An 18,062-nucleotide genomic window follows, 5' to 3' on the forward strand; every position below is an offset into this window, starting at 1 on the left:
AAATAGCCAGCCTATCGAGACGTAGCTGTTAGCAATAACGCTATAGATTGATATTAAGCGGGAATAGCTCAGTGGTAGAGCATAACCTTGCCAAGGTTGGGGTCGAGAGTTCGAATCTCTTTTCCCGCTCCAAATATGGCTTGTAAAAGCACTAAAGCCTCACTTCTTATAAGAAGTGAGGCTTTTTTTATGTCTGAAATTTGAGTTAGCAATCAGTTAGCAGCATCCACAGCCAATGGCAATGCCTATAGTGGCATGATACTCAGTCAAATATAAATCATTACAAAAACTGCGTGAACTTAGCACATTAGAACAAGCTATCCCACGCATAATTATTTCTAGTCAGCGCTTCGATCACAATCGCGTTGAAATAGTCGTATTGGCAACTGCTTATTCTTAAGATTAATGCAGGTATTAGCCGCACGCTTTCAATAGCTATGCATTTAATAGTGCTGTAAACGAGCTGAGTACATCTATATTGGGGAATCATTATGCAAGAATTTCAACATAAAGCATTTAACGAACTATTCGATTTGTCAGGTAAAGTTGCCATTGTGACGGGCGGCGCAAATGGTATTGGTAAAGCCACAGCGCTACGTTTGGCAGAAGCGGGTGCTAACATTGCCATTGCTGATTTAAAACTTGAAGATGCACAAGCAGCAGTAAAAGATATTGAGGCGCTTGGGGTAAAAGCGCTTGCCGTAGAATGTAATATTCTAAAAGACGATGATTTGGTCGCTATGGTCGATACAGTAGTCGCTGAGTTTGGGACTGTTAATGTCTTAATCAACAATGCGGGCGGCGGTGGTGGCGGTCGTGAAAACCCAACCACAGCATCGATCGATGACATTCGCCGTGATTTTGAGTTAAACGTCTTTAGTGGCTGGCGCTTAAGTCAACTGTGCGCGCCGCATATGAAAAAATCAGGGTATGGCTCGATTGTATTTACTACCTCGATGTCAAGTGTTAATAAAAGCCCGAATATGAGCGGCTATGCAGGCTCAAAAGCGGCTGTCAATCACATGGTAGCAAACTTGGCGCATGACTTTGGTCCTGAAGTACGCGTCAATGCGGTAGGTCCAGGGGCTACGCGTACCGATGCTTTGAAGACGGTACTAACGCCAGAGATTGAGAAGAAAATGCTAGCAAATACGCCTATTAAGCGTTTGGGTGAGGCTGATGATATCGCTGGTGCTATGTTGTATTTTGCTGCGCCAATATCGACTTGGGTCAGTGGTCAAACCATATTTGTGAATGGTGGTGGTGTACAGACTTTGGATTAATAGACAGTAGTTTTTATGATATAGGTGATCCACTTTTAAAAGAGTACAGAACTACTGGGTTTAATTATTCGCAGCCTCTGTCTGCGTAGGCACAGCAAGCAAGAAAAATTAACCCCAGTAGTGCTTTATAAAATTTGTATTTCTTTTATTTAGGACTGACTATAGGAACGGCACTTAATAAGAGATTGGGTGCCGTTTCTTTATTGTATAGTCGTTTCCATTTAAAAATAATATCGACTCTCATTATCTGATTTAGCTATGATTCACTAGCTCGCTTACGTCCCATTAAGCTATTTGCAACCCATGCCGGACCAATCAACAAGAATTGTAAATCTTCAAAAAAAGAAGGTTTTTTACCTTCAAGCTTATGACCGATAAACTGCCCAATCCATGCCACCACAAAGACAGCCGCCCAAACTTTAAAACCCCAAGGGAATAGAGTCATTACTGAAAGACAAATAAGAATAAAAATACCCATTGCCATAAATAGTGGCGTTGATAAGCGCATATAAAATAACAATACCAAGGCACTCATTATTAAGGTAAACCAAACGGATAGCGACATCCCCATCCCAAGTAGACTGACAAAAATAGCCGGAACACAGAGCCAATGGATTTTTTTATTGATAAGATTTTGATGACTGACTGAATACTCACTGAGCCATTGCTCAAGCGTGCGCTTGGACATTCGTTTTTTCTGAGTGACAGACATACCAACCTCCTTGTTAGTAAATGAATGACTGATTAATAGATAAATAAAGTTACTTACGACTACCAGTTGTAGCACTAATCTGAGTAATTCGCCATTTTATCTGTTAGACCGTAGAGTCAAATACTCTAATCTAAGATCCTTTCATCTACTCAAGCTGAAGTGCCACATTAATTTTCATATAGAATCTGCCTGTTGGTCTTTATTTTCTGATGTGTGTTGGTGTCTCGACCGATTCTTGCTCGCTGCGGTACCATTCATAGAGCCCGACAAACGAGTTTACTTGATAGACCATGGTCTGAATGGCAAAGATGTAATTGCCAGACATCAAGTTTACGGTCAACCAAACGAAGTTGGATAAAATCCATAACCACCAGTTAAACGAATAGCGCAGAATCATCGCTGCCTGAGCGGTAATAGACAGTACGAAGGCAATGACGTTAATCCAAAAGAAAGAGATAAGGCCTAAAAATTTACTATTATCATCTTCAACGACCGCATAACCATAGCTTGCTAGTAAATTATTTACCGTTGGGAATAAGGCAAGTCCAATCACCATAAAGCTAATGGTCAGTAGCCAAATCCATTTGCTCGCAGATTTGGGCACCATATCACCATCAGCATCAGTATGCTTTGACCAATAAAAAATACCATAGACGTGGGTAAAGAAATTGAACAAAGGCGCAAGCATCAGACCAACAGCGCCAGAGGTCGCTTGTACGACCACTTCACCGGCTGTCGCGCCCATACCAAAACCATTACCTAAGATGTTTTTACGAAAGGATAATGAAACCACGCATACCAGTCCGATAAAAGACACGCCTAAGTAAAACCAATCGAGCGTGGTATGTTCGGTGGTCAGCCAAAACCCTATAGATAAGGCAAGCACACCGCAAATAAACCAGATGACAATCCATTGTATGGCCCATTTCCCAGTAATATTGTCTAGTAGCTGAATACGCATGGCGTTATATTCCTAAAATAAATAATAGTGTCAGTGATGCTTTTTTAATTTGGGTTATCTTTTACGGCTTTTGACCATAAATATACTGGTCGATAAATAACAATGCTTGCTGATAGCGCGCCTCATAATCTGGTTGATCAATCATGTGCGGCTTAATATCATGACGGGCGAAAATATCCAATAGACGCGCCTCAAAACGACCACGTGCCTCAGGTGTACCCAAAGAGCGCATACCATCATCAATCCAAGGCACATTGTTATCGAGCATAATTGTATGGTCTAAGCGAAACTCATCGATACAAGCAGCCACAAAAGGATGGGTGCGACCCTCGTACTCTTCACAAAACGCTTGGGTCGTGACAAAATCGGTATCAATTATCGTCACTGGCACCGTGGCTATACTTGTTGCATCACGAATCGCTTGCGCATGGTGCAAGGCAATCGGTCCATAATCGCTATATTGTAATCCAATTTCGGTGCCGCCCAAATCTGTACCGACATAGACCCGTCCCATCTCAAGCGCAAAGCTAGCACCATAATAATTGGCAAGCTTATGCACCAATGTCGTCTTACCTGAGCTTTCGCCGCCGACAATAGCAACCGTCTTAGTATAGTCACTGCGTGCTTGCGGATGTAGTGCTAACCAATATGCAACCGGATTTCGTGCAATGGCATAAGAGTCAAAGTCAGGCTGTAACGGTGTTGTGACCACCTGCATGATTAGCTGCTTACAAATATCAGACTGTGCTAAAGGGTGATTCTCTGCGACAAATAATACAGTTTCAGCAGGCAAGTTTAACGCATCTCTCAAATGTTGCAGCTTAGCGTTACTGGCAGTGATATCAATCGTCACATCTGCAAAGCTTTCATGTACTGGTAGCTCAATCTCATCAGTGGTATGAATATGAATAAAAGGTAAATCAGCACAAGCCATCTGTAACCAACGCGCTTTATCTTGCAACGTGATTTTAAAATCTGGATGCGGCGATGGATGCGTCATAATGACAAGATGTAAGTTTTTTGCTTGTCCTGCTGCGTCCAATATACTGCGCATGTGCCCCAAATGTAGCGGCTCAAAATGTCCAATCATCAATCCTGACTCGTACATAGCTGTCCTTATTCACACTTACTGAGTGCAATTTATTTTTATTTGTCTAAAGTTTTTAGTATTTATAAGCATGGTATAAAGGTTCGTGAATACTTACCCGTAGATTATTGTAAATAGTCCCTATTTTATGGTGTATTTATCAATAAAATAATGATTTATCTGCTTATTATGTTTTCGTTTTACTAGATTGTGATTCTAATAAATAAGCGATTATTTTTAGGATAGAATAATAAGGTCTAAGCATTTGGTTTCATTAAAGAATATAGCACATGTAACAAAAGGTGTAATATGCGAGAAACAAAGCCACCTTTGAAACAATTTGAAATAACTATTTAAAATCAGAGGTTTACGGGTGTTAATGAGAGGTTAGAGTAAGCTTAAGTAGCATAAATTCACAAAGCACGTCTACACAGCCAACAGATATAAGAGAAATAATTGCTATACTTATTCATAAGTTTAAAGACAAACTTAAAACGTTTTTACTGTCTTTAAAATAAGATCATAAAGCAGTTCATAAAAGTAATACTAAAATAAATAATAAAAAGAGGTATTTGATTTGGCTAAGCTAGCAAAATTACATCGTTCACAGAATAATCGCATGATAGCGGGCGTGATGGGTGGCATTGCAGAATATGTCGGTTGGTCACCAACTTGGGTAAGAGTACTGTTTTTTATTGTCTCAACTTTGAGTGCCGCAGTACCTGGTATTTTGATTTATATCATATTATGGATCATCATGCCGAAGGCAAATGGTCAGTCTTATCAGTAAAGCATTGATTTATAAGAGTAGTGATAAAGTAAAATAGTTCAATAAGAAATTGCAATACCCCAAAAAACAAAAAGCCTGAACAATCAGGATGCCCAAGACATACCTTTCCTCCTGCCCAAATGCTCACGCATTTGGGTATTTTTTTATCCATACCATTGATTGCTTTTAAAATTAGAATTCACTCATAAATCTACTTATTGATGATCCATACACTGAATATTTCGGCATAGGGTGTAAATTTAGTTCAGGTAAATATAGATAAAATAGTCAATTTTTAGTAAGGTGAGCAGTCAAATAGACTCGTTGCTATATAGGCGATACGAGCGCTATCAATATTTTATTTCATAATACTAATTCCACAGTGGCTTTATTACGATGCCCCAAACTATGACAATCCAAACTATGACATCACAAGCGACAACCTCGATGACACAAGAAAAAGACTCTCAACCGATGACATTTCAAGATTTAATCATGACCTTGCAGAATTATTGGGCGGATAAGGGCTGCGTGATCTTACAGCCTTATGATATGGAAGTCGGCGCAGGTACGTTTCATACCGCAACATTTTTGCGCTCATTAGGTCCTGAGCGCTGGAACGCGGCCTATGTGCAGCCATCACGTCGTCCAACCGATGGTCGCTACGGTGATAACCCAAATCGTTTACAACATTATTATCAGTTTCAAGTGGTGCTTAAGCCCAATCCGCCTAATATCCAAGAGCTGTATTTAGGCTCACTTGAGGCAATTGGTATTGATCCATTGGTGCATGATGTGCGTTTTGTGGAAGACAACTGGGAATCGCCAACGCTAGGTGCATGGGGACTTGGTTGGGAGATTTGGCTAAACGGTATGGAGGTGACCCAGTTTACGTACTTCCAGCAAGTAGGCGGTATTGAATGTTTCCCAGTGACTGGCGAGATTACCTATGGTCTTGAGCGCTTGGCAATGTATGTGCAAGGCGTCGATAGCGTATATGACTTGGTGTGGGCAGATGGTGAGTTTGGTCGCGTTACTTATGGTGATGTTTTCCATCAAAACGAAGTTGAGCAATCTACCTATAACTTTGAACACGCCGATGTGCCAATGATGGGTCAGATGTTCGACTTTTATGAGCAGCAAGCGGATAAATTGGTGGCTGAAGGTTTGCCACTACCAGCCTATGAGATGGTACTAAAAGCCTCACATGCTTTTAACTTATTAGATGCACGTGGGGCGATTTCAGTGACCGAACGTCAGCGCTTTATCCTACGAGTACGTACGCTTGCTCGTAAGGTTGCTATTGGCTATGTTGAAGCACGCGCTAAGCTGGGCTTCCCGTTGGCTGATGAGGCACATCGTCAAGCGGCGCTCGATAAGTATTTGCCAAAAGAAGACACTGACATGGCAATTGAAGAATTAAACACAAACCAATCAACTAACAATAATAAATAGGAGCATCCCATGAGTACTATTCTATTTGAACTGGGGTGTGAAGAGCTGCCTCCAAAAAGTCTAAAACCTTTACGTGATGCGCTACAAGTGAGGGTCACTGAGCAGCTGACTGAAGCTGATATCAGCTTCGATAGTATCAAAGCCTTTGCGGCACCGCGTCGTTTAGCAATACAGATTCAAGGCATTAGCGATAAACAGCCGGATCGTACTGAGGAAAAACGTGGACCTGCGATTAAAGCTGCCTTTGATGCTGATGGTAATCCTACCCGTGCAGCGATGGGCTTTGCAAAAGGTTTGGGTATTGAAGCCAGCGAGTTGACCACTATTAATACCGATAAAGGTGATTACGTCGGTTATGTGCAAACGATTCAGGGTCAAGCAACCACTGAGCTGCTACCTGCTATTTTTCAAACCGCACTTGATAATTTGCCGATTGCTAAACGTATGCGTTCAGGCGCGAGCCGCAATGAGTTCGTGCGTCCCGTACAGTGGGTCGTCTTGATGCAAGATGATGCTGTCATTAATGCGACCATTCAAGGTCATCAGACAGGGACGCAAACTCGTGGTCATCGCTTCCACAGCCCTGATTACCATAACATTGCGCACGCCAATGATTATGAGCAACTACTTGATGGTTTAAAAGTGGTTGCTGATTTTGATAAGCGTCAAATGCTGATTAAAAACCAAGTCAAGGCATTGGCAGACGAGGTTAGTTCTGACGCTATCGTGCCGCAGAGTTTATTAGATGAAGTCACCGCATTGGTTGATTTCCCTATTGCCCTGCGTGCAAGCTTTGAAGCGCGCTTTTTGCAAGTGCCACAAGAAGCGCTTATTTCTACTATGCAAGCGGATCAAAAGTATTTTTGCTTAACCGATAAAGCAGGAAAATTGCAGCCTTACTTTATTTTTATTACCAATATTGAGTCAAAAGACCCGAATCAAATTATTGAAGGTAATGAAAAAGTCGTGCGTCCACGTTTGGCTGATGCAGAGTTTTTCTTCTTACAAGACCAAAAGCAGCCATTATTTGCGCTAACAGAAAGCCTAAAAACTCGCGTCTTCCAAGACAAGCTAGGTACGATTTGGGAAAAATCTGAGCGCATTGCTAAGCTTGCAGCTTTTATTGCCGCTCTGATGCAACAACAAGGTAGTGAGATTAGTATCGATGAAACGGTACGTGCAGGCATTTTGTCCAAAGCGGATTTGGCAAGCTCATTGGTCGGTGAATATCCTGAATTACAAGGTATTGCAGGCACTTATTATGCGCGTTTGAATAATGAGCCAGAAGCAGTTGCGGCAAGTTTAGAAGAACAGTACCTACCTAAGTTTAGCGGTGACGTATTACCACAGACGCCAATAGGCATTTGCTTAGCGCTAGCGGATCGTTTGGATACGCTCGTCGGTATTTTTGCGATTGACCAAGCACCAACGGGTTCAAAAGATCCGTTTAGCTTACGTCGCTCAGCCATTGGTATTTTGCGTATTTTGATTGAGAAGCAGCTACCGATTAACTTGGTAGCGCTGGTTGAGCAAGCCATCAAAGGCTATAGTACGAGCGATGGTAGCAAGATTGCCAAAATGGGCGACACCTTTACTCAAGTAATGGCGTTCTTAAACTCGCGCTATCGTGCAATGTATACCGAGCAAGGTGTTAGCGTCGATACGATTCAGGCAGTACAGGCGATTAACCCGCATATGCCGCTTGATTTTGATCAGCGTATTCGTGCCGTACAAGCATTTAGCGAATTGTCACAAGCGTCGATGTTGGCTGATTCAAACAAGCGTGTTGCCAATATATTAGCCAAGTCAGAAGTGAGCGTCGCTGATAATGTTGATGAAGCGTTGTTGTCTGAACCTGCTGAGCAAAGTCTATATGCGAGTGTGCAGCAAGCACAAACAGCGGTGCAACCATTGCTTGAGCAGGCTGACTATACGCAAGTATTGCAAACGCTAGCCAGTTTAGACGAGCCGTTGGCGCAATTCTTTGACAATGTCATGGTCAATAGCGAAGATACGGCGCTAAAGAACAACCGCTTAGCGCTGCTTAAGCAAGTACGCGCATTGTTTTTAACTGTGGCTGATATCAGTGAGCTACAGTTATAGTTTGGTCCCTGATAGATTAGTCACTATGACGGCTAAATAATGTATTCTATAAAATAAAAACTGGCTCACTGTAGCCAGTTTTTTATATGATTATTCTGAAGCGTTGCGTTTATAATGTATTCAGCCATATTTGAAGGAGCGCTGCCGTGTTAGCTGTTATTATTATCATCATCATTATTTGGGTTTCGATGTGGGGATTTTATAAGTTCATGTACCCGCGTGCGCCCAAAAGCATGATGCCCAAAAAAGGCGATGTTATAACACCACGTCAGTGTGACTTTTGTGGCAATAGCTTGGCTGAATATCGTGGCGTGCTTGAAAGCAATATTAACGCTAAAACGATTGATGTCAGCGCTGATGCTGATGCCAACATGGCGTCAAAGATTATGGATGAACCAACATCTGGTGAGCTTTTCTTTTGCAATTATGAGCACCAAGCAGATTTTCATGCAGGTAAGATTTATCAGCCATAAGTCTAAAAACAGCATTATCTAATGATCATAAAAAACGCTTAGTTTCATAAACTAAGCGTTTGATATATTTATAAGTATCAAGAACTGCATTGGCTTATAAAATAGAATGAGCATCTTGAATAACTTTGTTTAGCAAAGCCATAGACTGCTTATCTTGTTGACCGCGATCTTCTTCACCTCTTTCATGAGTTTGGATTTTTTCATATAAATTTAGGCAGCATAATACCAGTAAGCTTTCTTGGCTAAGACTTGGTGCGTCTCTTTTTAAATTTAAAGCAAAATCGTTTATATAAGATACTGCTGAACGCAACTCTTCTTGTTCATGTACTGGGCAGTAGATAGGATAAGTAATGCCAGCAATCGCAATATCGACTTTCTTGATTTGCGGCTCAGGTGCGCTATTTACTTTAGCAGCGGGGCTGCTTTGCGTATTTGCATTAGTTGATACAGTTTTCTGTGCCTGACTATTTTTTACTTGGTTGGTTTCTACTTGAGCATTCTTTACTGAGCTGTTTTTCTGTTTTTCAGTGATTTTGTTATGGTTGTCGGTCATGATAAATCCTACAATGTCTGGTCAATAGAGGGGAAGAGGGATGTTGTCATCGTGAGCGTTTGTGAGCTTCATTAACGAAAATAGTGATAACTTTTGACTATAAGACACTACTGGCTTTCTGTTTGATCAATACGGGTTAAGCGTTGCAATACTACTTGTGTACGCTCCGCTGCCAATTCATTCTTCTTTTTTAAGTCACTGTTTTGCTGCTTGATATCGCTATACTGCTGCTTTAATTCATTATTATGCTGTTTTAGGTCATGGTTTTGTTGTGCTAGCAGCTCAATCTGCTTATGAAGTTTATCTTGCTCTTCACCGATCATATGGTGCGCTTCAGCCAAGCTTTGGTAGCGTTTATCAAGATCATTAAATTGTTTTTTGGCACCATCGCGTTCTGTATAGCTGCTATCTAACTTGGTTTTTAGGGCGCTAAGCTCTTTTGGGTCGGTTAATGGTTGTTGCTTGAGACTGCTAAGTTCAGCACTGACAAGCTGATACTGTTTTTTGATGTCGAGTATCATTTTTTCTAATATTCTAAGTTGGTCATACATAGTCAGTTTTTATCCTTAACAAATAAGCGTAAATGAATGTTGTTGTCTGCGTTTAATAATGCCATAGGTGACCGCATAATATCTATACCAACAAAGTAATTACCAGCATTGGGCTTGATCTCTTTATTTTTTATGAATCACTGCCTCATCGATAACATTGTACTGATTTTATTTTACAAGCAATCATTAACCATCAATTATTAGGACATCTATTATGAATGACAATATCTCTGGCTGGAATACGTGGCTAAAGGCTTTTGACGACTGGACTGATGTGTCTATCAGTGAGGTACATGGTCTAATGACGGGGCTGATGACTGCTTGTGACGCGCCTGATGAACAGGTATGGGCCAAGGTATTTGAAGAACTGAGTTTTGCAACATTACCTGACGAAGCGTTAACCTTGTTAACTGAAGAAGCCGAAGACACCGTATTTCAGCTAAAAGACAAGGACGATGCTTATTCCTATACGCCGCTTGTGCCAGATGATGAACATGACCTATACGAGCGCGTAATGGCATTGAAACAGTGGGCAAATGGTTTTATGACCGGCTTTGGTATCACTGATTGTCGTCTGAGCAGTGAAGAAAACGAGATGCTTACTGATTTGGCAAAAATTGGTGGCATTCGTTTAGAAGATGATGAAGATTTTGAAGGCGGCGAAGAGTCTTATTTGTACATTTATGAATTTGCCCGTATGGTACCAGTGAGCTTTGCCACTCGTCAGCGTAAGCCTGTGAAAGACATTGCGCTAATTGCGGGACTGGCTATCGATGCCAAAACCACTAAAGAGTTACAATCAGAAGGTAAGGCTTCTAATACTAGGCCAAAACCGATGCCACCTGTCATTGATGTGATGAATCAGAATCATCCATCGTAAGTCAGATCCGTCATAAAGGGTTTGGTAAGATATGGAGTAATATAAAGCCTAATAAAGGACTGTAATTTGCTATAAGGTAATAAAAGGGAGATTGAGATGATAACTGGGAATGATGATAAAGCAGATGATATGATTCATTTGCGCCGCTCTATTGAGCTTGCTACCGAAGCCTTAGAGGCAGGTGATGAGCCATTTGGGAGTGTGTTGGTCGCTGGTGATGGTCAAGTGTTGCACGAAGACCGTAACCGCGCCAATAGCGTCGATGCTACTTATCACCCTGAGATTGCTGTTGCCCAATGGGCAGCAAAGCATATGACGGCTGAAGCGCGTGCGCAAGCAGTGGTTTATACTTCCGGTGAGCATTGTGCTATGTGCTCCGCCGCTCATGCGTGGTCAGGGCTGGGTCGCATTGTTTATGTTAGCTCCTCAAAACAGTTGGATGAATGGATGCAGGAGATGGGTGTAAAATCTTCATCACCAATCAATTCATTAAGTATTCAAGAGGTAGCACCAAATGTGCCAGTTGAAGGTCCGATTGCTGGATTAGATGCAGAAGTAAAAATGCTGCAACAACGTGCATTTCAAAGACGCTAAGCTCTTTTTATCTTTATCGTATTAAGGATTTTTTATGACTGTATCAACTCGTACTGATGGCTTATCTCACGCTGTAATGGAGACTGATTATCCATCGAATAGCATTGACTGGCTTACAAGGCTGATTGCTTTTGATACGGTCAGTCGCCATTCAAATTTGGCATTGATTGAATACGTACAACGCTATTGTGAGCAATTAGGCTTAAGCGTAGATTTGACCTTTAATGATGCCAAAAATAAAGCGAATTTATTTGTCACCGTAGCAGCAGGTGGCAATGCTAATAACAGTGCTGATATCATCAATCATGGTTTGGTGCTATCAGGGCATACTGATGTTGTACCAGTTGATGGTCAAGCATGGACATCAGAGCCGTTTATTGCGACGATTCGTGGTGACAAGCTATATGGACGCGGTGCTTGCGATATGAAAGGCTTTATTGCGTGTGCGCTAACTTTATTACCAAAAGCGGTGGAGTTATCGAATAGTGGTCAGCTGAGTCGTCCTCTTCATTTGGCATTGTCATTTGATGAAGAGGTTGGCTGTCTAGGTGCGCCATTAATTTTGGCAGACTTAAAAGCTCGCGGTATCACTCCTGATTATTGTATCGTCGGTGAGCCCACCAATATGGCGATGGTCGTGGCGCATAAAGGTATTGCTGTTTATCGCTGCCGCGTCCACGGTAAATCTGCGCACTCATCATTGACAGCAACAGGTGTGAACGCCATCAGTTATGCCAGTCGTTTGATTGGCTATGTTGATACCTTGGCAGAAGAAATAAGCCATCGTGACGATAATGATGCACTGTTCGATGTCCCTTATTCGACATTGTCTGTGGGCACCATACAAGGTGGTACAGCGACCAATATTGTGCCCAATCTGTGTGAGTTCACCTTTGATTATCGCAACCTGCCACACATGACACAGGACGACATTCTGCTACCGATCCAAGCAAAAGTCGCAGAACTAAGTGCACAGATGCAAATGCGCGCTGCCGATACCGGCATTGAGCTTATGCAAGAAGAAAGCGTACCGGCAATGACAGATAATGACAGTGCCGAGCTACAAGCGTTGATAGCGGCACTGACAGGTGACACTCAACGCCATAAAGTTGCTTACGCTACCGAAGGCGGACAGTTTACTAATAGCGGTATCCCAACGATTATCTGTGGTCCCGGCAGTATTGAGCAGGCGCATAAAGCCGATGAATATGTTAAGTTAAATGAGATTGAGCGCTGTGATAGCTTCTTACAGCGTCTATTAGAAAGTTGTACTATGGATAAATAAACCGCAAGGTTTAGGTCGTGGTTGGTATAATAAACACCGTCTTTATGGCGGTGTTTATTTTTTCGTTTAGTCAGTTTAAAATAAAACAGTAGGGGTTGGTTGATGTCTTGGCATCTGTTTGCGGTATTTTTTGCAAGTACGTTTTTTATCTCAGCGACACCGGGCCCGAATATGCTACTGGCATTTCAGTATGGGATTAATTACGGGGTCAAGCGGACATTATGGACGCTGGCAGGTCTCAGCCTTGGGCTCTTTATCCTGTTGCTCTCGACGCTACTAGGCTTGGATGTCATTAGCCGTCAGTCGCCATGGTTATTGACGGTCATTAAGACAGTCGGTGCCATTTACCTTATTTATTTAGGTGTTGCTTCATGGCGTGATAGTGGCAGCAATAGTAGCTTAATGGATGACGCCAATGCCATGAGCGAAGAAATTAGCGCAGAGTTAACAACAAGCTCAAATCGCCCTGATAGCATTCATAAATCTGAGACACTCAAGCCGCGCTCGCTCTCTAGTGCTGCGGTCAAGATGGCACCTAGTAATGCTATGCTATTTCGCACAGGGATGTGGGTCTCACTTTCTAACCCAAAAGCAATTTTATTTTTTGCAGCCTTCTTTCCTAAATTCATTAATTTTGGTGCGCCACTATGGCCGCAATATATTGTGCTTACCTTAGGACTGTTTCTCAGTGAGACGATTTGGCAGATAATATATACATTAGGCGGTAAAAAGCTGGCAGGGTGGTTAGATGTTGGTAAGCGTTTAGCTTGGCTCAATCGTGGTTGCGGCATTATATTTATATTAATTGCTGCCGCTTTATTGGCTGATGTGTTCAATAGTTTTATGATTTAAAAGTCGCTATTAGTTATAGTCAGTCCTAAATAAAATAAGTACAAATATTATAACGCGCTACTGGTATAAATTTTTCTTGCTTGCTATGCCTGCGCAGACAGAGGCAGCGCAAAACTTATACCAGTAGCACTGTGTTTGATTTATAGTGGCTTGACTATAGTCATAAAAAAGCCGTTTACTATTGAATAGTGAACGGCTTTTTCGATATTTTATTTGAAACAATGATTAAGCTAAAACTGCTTCAATCTCGCCTTTTACCATGTGTGGACTCACAAAATCAGTAATGCGTACGGTCACAATTTTACCCAACATCTCATCCATTTTATCTATCGCATAAGGGAACATTACGGTACGGGTATTGTCTGCTGTACCAATTAGACAATCAGGATGACGATTGGCGACTTGCTCGACCAAGACGCGAGTCGTGGTGCCGACCATCTCATGAGTTTTAGCAAGCGTTGAGTCGATAATAACTTTTTGGAATTCTGCCAAGCGCTCTTTCTTAGTTTTGAAGCTCACATCGTCCGGTAGTTCTGCTGCTGGCGTACCTGGACGCTTAGAATAGATAAAGCTATAAGAGTGATCGAAGTTTAACTCTTTGGCTAGATTTAAAGTATCTTGGAAGTCTTGCTCTGTTTCACCTGGGAAGCCAATGATAAAGTCGCTAGATAAGTGAATATCAGGACGTATGGCTTTGAGCTTATTAATCTGATTGATATAAACATCAATAGTATGGTTACGCTTCATTGCCGCCAAGATAGCATTTGAGCCGCTTTGTACAGGCAGATGCAAGTGTGATACTAGCTCTGGCAGTTGCGCATAGGCGTCAATGATATCATCAGTGAACTCTAGTGGATGGCTGGTTGTATAGCGAATACGCTCAACACCATCGACGTGTGACACATAGTGCAGGAGCTCTGCGAAACGACAAATACTGCCATCGTCTTTTTCGCCGCGATAGCCATTAACGTTTTGACCGAGTAGATTGATTTCACGTACACCTTGTGCCGCTAAGCTGTCAATTTCAGCCAATACATCGTCCAGTGGACGTGACAATTCTTCACCACGTGTATAAGGCACGACGCAGAATGAGCAATACTTAGAGCAGCCTTCCATTATTGATACAAAGGCTTTAAATCCTTCTACTCTTGGTTCTGGTAAAAAATCAAACTTTTCGATACTTGGAAAAGATACATCCACCGTACCAATACGGTTCTTAGGCGCAATCTCACGTTGCTCGTGCGATTGGTCATACAGCTCTGGCAAACGGTGCAACGTTTGCGGACCGAATACCATATCGACATAAGGCGCGCGCTTTTGAATGTTATCGCCTTCTTGCGAAGCCACACAACCACCAACACCAATAACAAGATCAGGGCGTTTTTCTTTCAATTTGCGCCAGCGACCCAATTCTGAAAAGACTTTTTCTTGGGCTTTTTCGCGAATGGAGCAAGTATTCATCAGCAGTACATCGGCTTCGTCGATATTATGCGTCACTTCCATGCCATGTGAGTCACCAAGCACATCAAGCATTTTGCCCGAGTCATAGACATTCATCTGACAGCCTTGGGTGGTGACAAACACCTTTTTGGTAGCTGCTTTTTCGACAGGAGCTTGTGCTGAACTTAGTTCATTGAGTGCGGTGATCACAGGCGTGACAGCGGTAATGTCAGAGGCAGCAGCGTCATCGATGCGGGGATTGAATACAGTAACACTCATAAGGATAAGTCCATGATTGACCAAAAATATAGCGGGCTAGCCGATTAACAGGTGACGTATTTTATCACAACCCCGCGCTAATGTGAAAAGTTAGCGTCTGCTCATTATTATAAGTAGATTGGATTATTTATAATAGTATCAATTGCTTATCGATGATTATTTGGTTATAACTAAGATACATAATGATTGATGCCGATTTGTACGCAATACCACCTTCGTGTTACGCGGTGCTATCCAATTTATTAATGAAAAGTAAAGCTTATAGTTGAAAGTGCAACGAGTATAGTATGATGAATGTCATCCTATTAGCGTCATTGAATAAATCCTGATTTCTATCTGTCTAAAATATCGATTTAGGAATGTATTTTTTAAACCTGTATTTTAGAATCATTTGATTAGAGTCACTTTTTTAAAAGCCTTTTTAAAATATTATCTAAGACCCATTATATAAGACCCACTATAAAAGAGAGTCAGTATGAAAAAGCCGCAGGTTGCTCCTGATATGATTGATAAAAATATATATCAAAATGATACGCATAAGAGTTCTAAAAAAATGACGCTTAAAAAAAGTGCGCTGAGCTTGGCAGCGGCAGTCGGTGCTTTGGGCTTTTCGCAAGTAGCCTGTGCAGAATTGACATGGGGTGAGAGCGGCAGTTCTGAGCAACAAGGCAAATATCAAGTAGAGCGCTATCAGCCTGATGGCTATCAACAAAACACTTCTCAACAAAACACTTCTCAACAAAACAGTGCTTATCAACCAGATAATGGCGTGGGTTCATTCACCGCAGCAGCCATTGCGGCAGAGCGCGGCGATGTCAATGCGCTTTATGATTATGAGCAAGCTATGAGCGGTGGCTTATTTGCCATGTATCCCACTTACTGGCGGATGAATGTAGATTTGAATTCGCAAAGCCCTGCGGCAGTGTCGCAGTTTGTGCGCCAATATCCAGATACGGTCATGGCAGAAAAACTGGCCGCTGATTTTGCTGAAACCAAAGCGGGTTCAAATGATTATGCTGCCGTGCGCCAAGTGGCAAATCTGATCACCAATGCTGATGACAGTGAGAAGTGTGCCGTTGCGCTTGGGTTTAATAATGGCGGCGATACCATGCGTGCTATGGCAGCGAAGTCTGATGTCTGGTTGACCACCAAAAAACAGCCAGCTCTATGTGATCAGCTAGCGCTTGAGATGAATAATAACGCCTTAATTAGCAATCCAGAGAGAGTTTCTCGCCTCAAACGTATGCTGCGTAAAGGCAAAACCGGTGATATCATGGCGTTATCTTCGCGCTTAGGTATGCCCATTCCTTATGCATCACTGAGTGACATCCAGCTTAATCCATCATCGTTCTTTAGTCGTTTCGCCCGCGAACCTGCCAGCCAAACCAATCAATATTTGTACCTTTATGCGATGGGACGTGTTGCCGAAAAGTCTTATCGTGAGGCGGCGTTGCAGTTAGAGTTTGATATAAAGCAAGACAATCAGCGTTCAGCCAAACTGTTAACCGATGATACTCGCCGCGCAGCTTATCGTACTCTTGGTGTGCAACGCATGAATCACAATACCGATGATGGTTTTAACGTTGAAGCCGTCGACTGGTTCCGTAACAGCTTAGACAATGACTTTAGTTTTGAAGAAGCAGAATATTATGCCATGGCAGCGATTCGTTTTAGTCGCTGGGATGATGTGGTCGAAGCCATCTCAAGAATGGATGCCGAAACCCAAAAAGCCAATCAATGGCAGTATTGGTTGGCACGCGCTTATGAGCAGTCAAATGATGGCAGCAAGCGCAATACTGCTAAGAAAATGTATCAAAATCTCGCTAAGAGTAACGAATATTATGGTTTGATGGCAAAGGAAAAAGTTGGTCAACGTTTTGATGCCAGCCGTTTGGGTGGTAGTAATTTACCTAATGTCAGTAGCGCGGATCGTGCGCGCGTCATGCAAAATCCACATTTTGCCCGTGCATTTGCGTTATATAACGCTGATGCCAGCCGAGCTTATGCCAATCGTGAGTGGAACTGGGCGGTCAAAAAAGCACGTGATAACCGTGATGAAAAATTAATCATTGCAGCAGCGCGTCAAGCCTATGATATGGGCTGGCTAGACCGTGCGATATATGCCATTGACAATACTGACAACGTCAATAGCGTTTCGATATCGCATCCGATGCCGCACCAAGATGCTGTAGTACGCTATAGTCAGTCAGCTGGTATCGATCCCGCTTGGGCATATGGCATCATGCGTCAAGAGAGCCGATTTGTAGCCTCTGCGCGCTCAAATGTCGGGGCAAGTGGACTGATGCAAGTCATGCCGGATACTGCAAAATATATTGCTCGTAATTTGGGCGAGACATATAGCGCAAGTCGTGCCAATAGCGGTGATACCAATATCCGTTATGGTACATGGTATATGGGTGATATCTTTGGGAAGCTAAACAGTCAGCCTGTATTGGCAACGGCGGGCTACAATGCTGGTCCAAACAATGCCAAGCGTTGGCAGCCAACCTATGGCTCACTGGCAGCGGATCAGTACGTTGAGTCTATTGCTTTTCCTGAAACACGGAATTATGTCAAACACGTGATGGAAAATGCCACCATCTATAGCAGCTTATTAGGTAATGGTCAGCCAATCACTCAGCGTATGGGTACCGTACCTGCCGCATTTTAATTTGAGTAATAGCAAAAAACCATTAACGATAAAAGGTTAATGGTTTTTTTACAGCTGCAATTTGTTAGCTTAGCAATCGTATTTTGACGACCAAATTTTTTCAATAATGACAAT

General features: G+C 42.3%; 16 protein-coding genes and 1 tRNA gene. 11 read left to right on the forward strand and 6 right to left on the reverse strand.

Going from position 1 to position 18,062, the window contains the following annotated elements:
* Positions 1–57 precede the first annotated feature (57 nt).
* Positions 58–132 (forward strand) — tRNA-Gly (locus H0262_RS03305).
* A 359-nt stretch (positions 133–491) separates the two neighbouring features.
* A complete protein-coding gene (locus H0262_RS03310; RefSeq protein WP_181209681.1) occupies positions 492–1,283 on the forward strand; it encodes a glucose 1-dehydrogenase in 792 nt (263 codons plus the stop codon).
* Positions 1,284–1,539: 256 nt separating this feature from the next.
* On the opposite strand, the gene H0262_RS03315 is transcribed toward H0262_RS03310, so the two are convergent.
* The 3 genes from H0262_RS03315 to nadR all read right to left on the reverse strand — a co-directional run bounded on the left by H0262_RS03315 (position 1,540) and on the right by nadR (position 4,064).
* The gene (locus tag H0262_RS03315) at positions 1,540–1,995 is read right to left on the reverse strand and encodes a DUF962 domain-containing protein (RefSeq protein WP_011514377.1); all 456 of its coding nucleotides are present in this window, start codon (positions 1,993–1,995) and stop codon (positions 1,540–1,542) included.
* A gap of 199 nt (positions 1,996–2,194) precedes the next feature.
* Positions 2,195–2,956 carry a nicotinamide riboside transporter PnuC gene (gene pnuC, locus H0262_RS03320; RefSeq protein ID WP_181209682.1) on the reverse strand — a complete coding sequence of 254 codons (762 nt, stop codon included), beginning with the start codon at positions 2,954–2,956 and terminating at the stop codon, positions 2,195–2,197.
* A 61-nt stretch (positions 2,957–3,017) separates the two neighbouring features.
* Positions 3,018–4,064, reverse strand: a complete 1,047-nt coding sequence (gene nadR, locus H0262_RS03325; RefSeq protein ID WP_181209683.1) for a multifunctional transcriptional regulator/nicotinamide-nucleotide adenylyltransferase/ribosylnicotinamide kinase NadR — start codon at positions 4,062–4,064, stop codon at positions 3,018–3,020.
* A gap of 556 nt (positions 4,065–4,620) precedes the next feature.
* Here nadR and H0262_RS03330 point away from each other — a divergent pair.
* The 4 genes from H0262_RS03330 (at position 4,621) to H0262_RS03345 (ending at position 8,843) form a co-directional block, all read left to right on the forward strand.
* Positions 4,621–4,833 (forward strand): PspC domain-containing protein, encoded by a 213-nt coding sequence (locus H0262_RS03330; RefSeq protein WP_020444217.1) that lies wholly within the window; start codon positions 4,621–4,623, stop codon positions 4,831–4,833.
* Between the two features lie 453 nt (positions 4,834–5,286).
* The gene (gene glyQ / locus H0262_RS03335; RefSeq protein ID WP_181209860.1) at positions 5,287–6,267 is read left to right on the forward strand and encodes a glycine--tRNA ligase subunit alpha; all 981 of its coding nucleotides are present in this window, start codon (positions 5,287–5,289) and stop codon (positions 6,265–6,267) included.
* A 9-nt stretch (positions 6,268–6,276) separates the two neighbouring features.
* The gene (gene glyS, locus H0262_RS03340; RefSeq protein WP_181209684.1) at positions 6,277–8,370 is read left to right on the forward strand and encodes a glycine--tRNA ligase subunit beta; all 2,094 of its coding nucleotides are present in this window, start codon (positions 6,277–6,279) and stop codon (positions 8,368–8,370) included.
* 146 nt (positions 8,371–8,516) lie between these two features.
* Positions 8,517–8,843: a hypothetical protein gene (locus H0262_RS03345; RefSeq protein ID WP_409033816.1), complete on the forward strand. Its 327-nt coding sequence runs from the start codon at positions 8,517–8,519 to the stop codon at positions 8,841–8,843.
* A 94-nt stretch (positions 8,844–8,937) separates the two neighbouring features.
* On the opposite strand, the gene H0262_RS03350 is transcribed toward H0262_RS03345, so the two are convergent.
* Positions 8,938–9,396: a cell division protein ZapA gene (locus tag H0262_RS03350; RefSeq protein WP_181209685.1), complete on the reverse strand. Its 459-nt coding sequence runs from the start codon at positions 9,394–9,396 to the stop codon at positions 8,938–8,940.
* A 107-nt stretch (positions 9,397–9,503) separates the two neighbouring features.
* Positions 9,504–9,947: a hypothetical protein gene (locus tag H0262_RS03355; RefSeq protein WP_011514369.1), complete on the reverse strand. Its 444-nt coding sequence runs from the start codon at positions 9,945–9,947 to the stop codon at positions 9,504–9,506.
* A gap of 214 nt (positions 9,948–10,161) precedes the next feature.
* Between H0262_RS03355 and H0262_RS03360 the strand changes: the two genes are divergently transcribed.
* From H0262_RS03360 to H0262_RS03375, 4 genes are all read left to right on the forward strand, one after another.
* Positions 10,162–10,827 carry a UPF0149 family protein gene (locus tag H0262_RS03360; RefSeq protein ID WP_181209686.1) on the forward strand — a complete coding sequence of 222 codons (666 nt, stop codon included), beginning with the start codon at positions 10,162–10,164 and terminating at the stop codon, positions 10,825–10,827.
* A 96-nt stretch (positions 10,828–10,923) separates the two neighbouring features.
* Positions 10,924–11,421, forward strand: coding sequence for a nucleoside deaminase (locus H0262_RS03365; RefSeq protein WP_020444211.1), 498 nt, complete (start codon positions 10,924–10,926; stop codon positions 11,419–11,421).
* A gap of 34 nt (positions 11,422–11,455) precedes the next feature.
* Positions 11,456–12,706 (forward strand): acetylornithine deacetylase, encoded by a 1,251-nt coding sequence (argE, locus tag H0262_RS03370; protein ID WP_181209687.1) that lies wholly within the window; start codon positions 11,456–11,458, stop codon positions 12,704–12,706.
* 102 nt (positions 12,707–12,808) lie between these two features.
* Positions 12,809–13,558: a LysE family translocator gene (locus tag H0262_RS03375; RefSeq protein ID WP_181209688.1), complete on the forward strand. Its 750-nt coding sequence runs from the start codon at positions 12,809–12,811 to the stop codon at positions 13,556–13,558.
* A gap of 225 nt (positions 13,559–13,783) precedes the next feature.
* On the opposite strand, the gene miaB is transcribed toward H0262_RS03375, so the two are convergent.
* Positions 13,784–15,277: a tRNA (N6-isopentenyl adenosine(37)-C2)-methylthiotransferase MiaB gene (miaB, locus tag H0262_RS03380; RefSeq protein WP_181209689.1), complete on the reverse strand. Its 1,494-nt coding sequence runs from the start codon at positions 15,275–15,277 to the stop codon at positions 13,784–13,786.
* A 475-nt stretch (positions 15,278–15,752) separates the two neighbouring features.
* Between miaB and H0262_RS03385 the strand changes: the two genes are divergently transcribed.
* Entirely contained in the window at positions 15,753–17,948 is a 2,196-nt protein-coding gene (locus tag H0262_RS03385) for a lytic transglycosylase domain-containing protein (protein ID WP_181209690.1), read from the forward strand.
* The last annotated feature ends 114 nt before the right edge of the window (positions 17,949–18,062 follow it).

This window comes from Psychrobacter sp. D2 (genome assembly GCF_013608135.1).
In the GTDB taxonomy this organism is placed as follows: Bacteria; Pseudomonadota; Gammaproteobacteria; order Pseudomonadales; family Moraxellaceae; genus Psychrobacter; species Psychrobacter cryohalolentis.

What these genes read in the sequence shown, in the direction of transcription:
- H0262_RS03310 (WP_181209681.1), top strand. Translation starts at nt 492, where the DNA reads ATGCAAGAATTTCAACATAAAGCATTTAACGAACTATTCGATTTGTCA.
- H0262_RS03315 (WP_011514377.1), bottom strand. Translation starts at nt 1,995, where the DNA reads ATGTCTGTCACTCAGAAAAAACGAATGTCCAAGCGCACGCTTGAGCAA.
- pnuC (WP_181209682.1), bottom strand. Translation starts at nt 2,956, where the DNA reads ATGCGTATTCAGCTACTAGACAATATTACTGGGAAATGGGCCATACAA.
- nadR (WP_181209683.1), bottom strand. Translation starts at nt 4,064, where the DNA reads ATGTACGAGTCAGGATTGATGATTGGACATTTTGAGCCGCTACATTTG.
- glyQ (WP_181209860.1), top strand. Translation starts at nt 5,287, where the DNA reads ATGACATTTCAAGATTTAATCATGACCTTGCAGAATTATTGGGCGGAT.
- glyS (WP_181209684.1), top strand. Translation starts at nt 6,277, where the DNA reads ATGAGTACTATTCTATTTGAACTGGGGTGTGAAGAGCTGCCTCCAAAA.
- H0262_RS03350 (WP_181209685.1), bottom strand. Translation starts at nt 9,396, where the DNA reads ATGACCGACAACCATAACAAAATCACTGAAAAACAGAAAAACAGCTCA.
- H0262_RS03355 (WP_011514369.1), bottom strand. Translation starts at nt 9,947, where the DNA reads ATGTATGACCAACTTAGAATATTAGAAAAAATGATACTCGACATCAAA.
- H0262_RS03360 (WP_181209686.1), top strand. Translation starts at nt 10,162, where the DNA reads ATGAATGACAATATCTCTGGCTGGAATACGTGGCTAAAGGCTTTTGAC.
- H0262_RS03365 (WP_020444211.1), top strand. Translation starts at nt 10,924, where the DNA reads ATGATAACTGGGAATGATGATAAAGCAGATGATATGATTCATTTGCGC.
- argE (WP_181209687.1), top strand. Translation starts at nt 11,456, where the DNA reads ATGACTGTATCAACTCGTACTGATGGCTTATCTCACGCTGTAATGGAG.
- H0262_RS03375 (WP_181209688.1), top strand. Translation starts at nt 12,809, where the DNA reads ATGTCTTGGCATCTGTTTGCGGTATTTTTTGCAAGTACGTTTTTTATC.
- miaB (WP_181209689.1), bottom strand. Translation starts at nt 15,277, where the DNA reads ATGAGTGTTACTGTATTCAATCCCCGCATCGATGACGCTGCTGCCTCT.
- H0262_RS03385 (WP_181209690.1), top strand. Translation starts at nt 15,753, where the DNA reads ATGAAAAAGCCGCAGGTTGCTCCTGATATGATTGATAAAAATATATAT.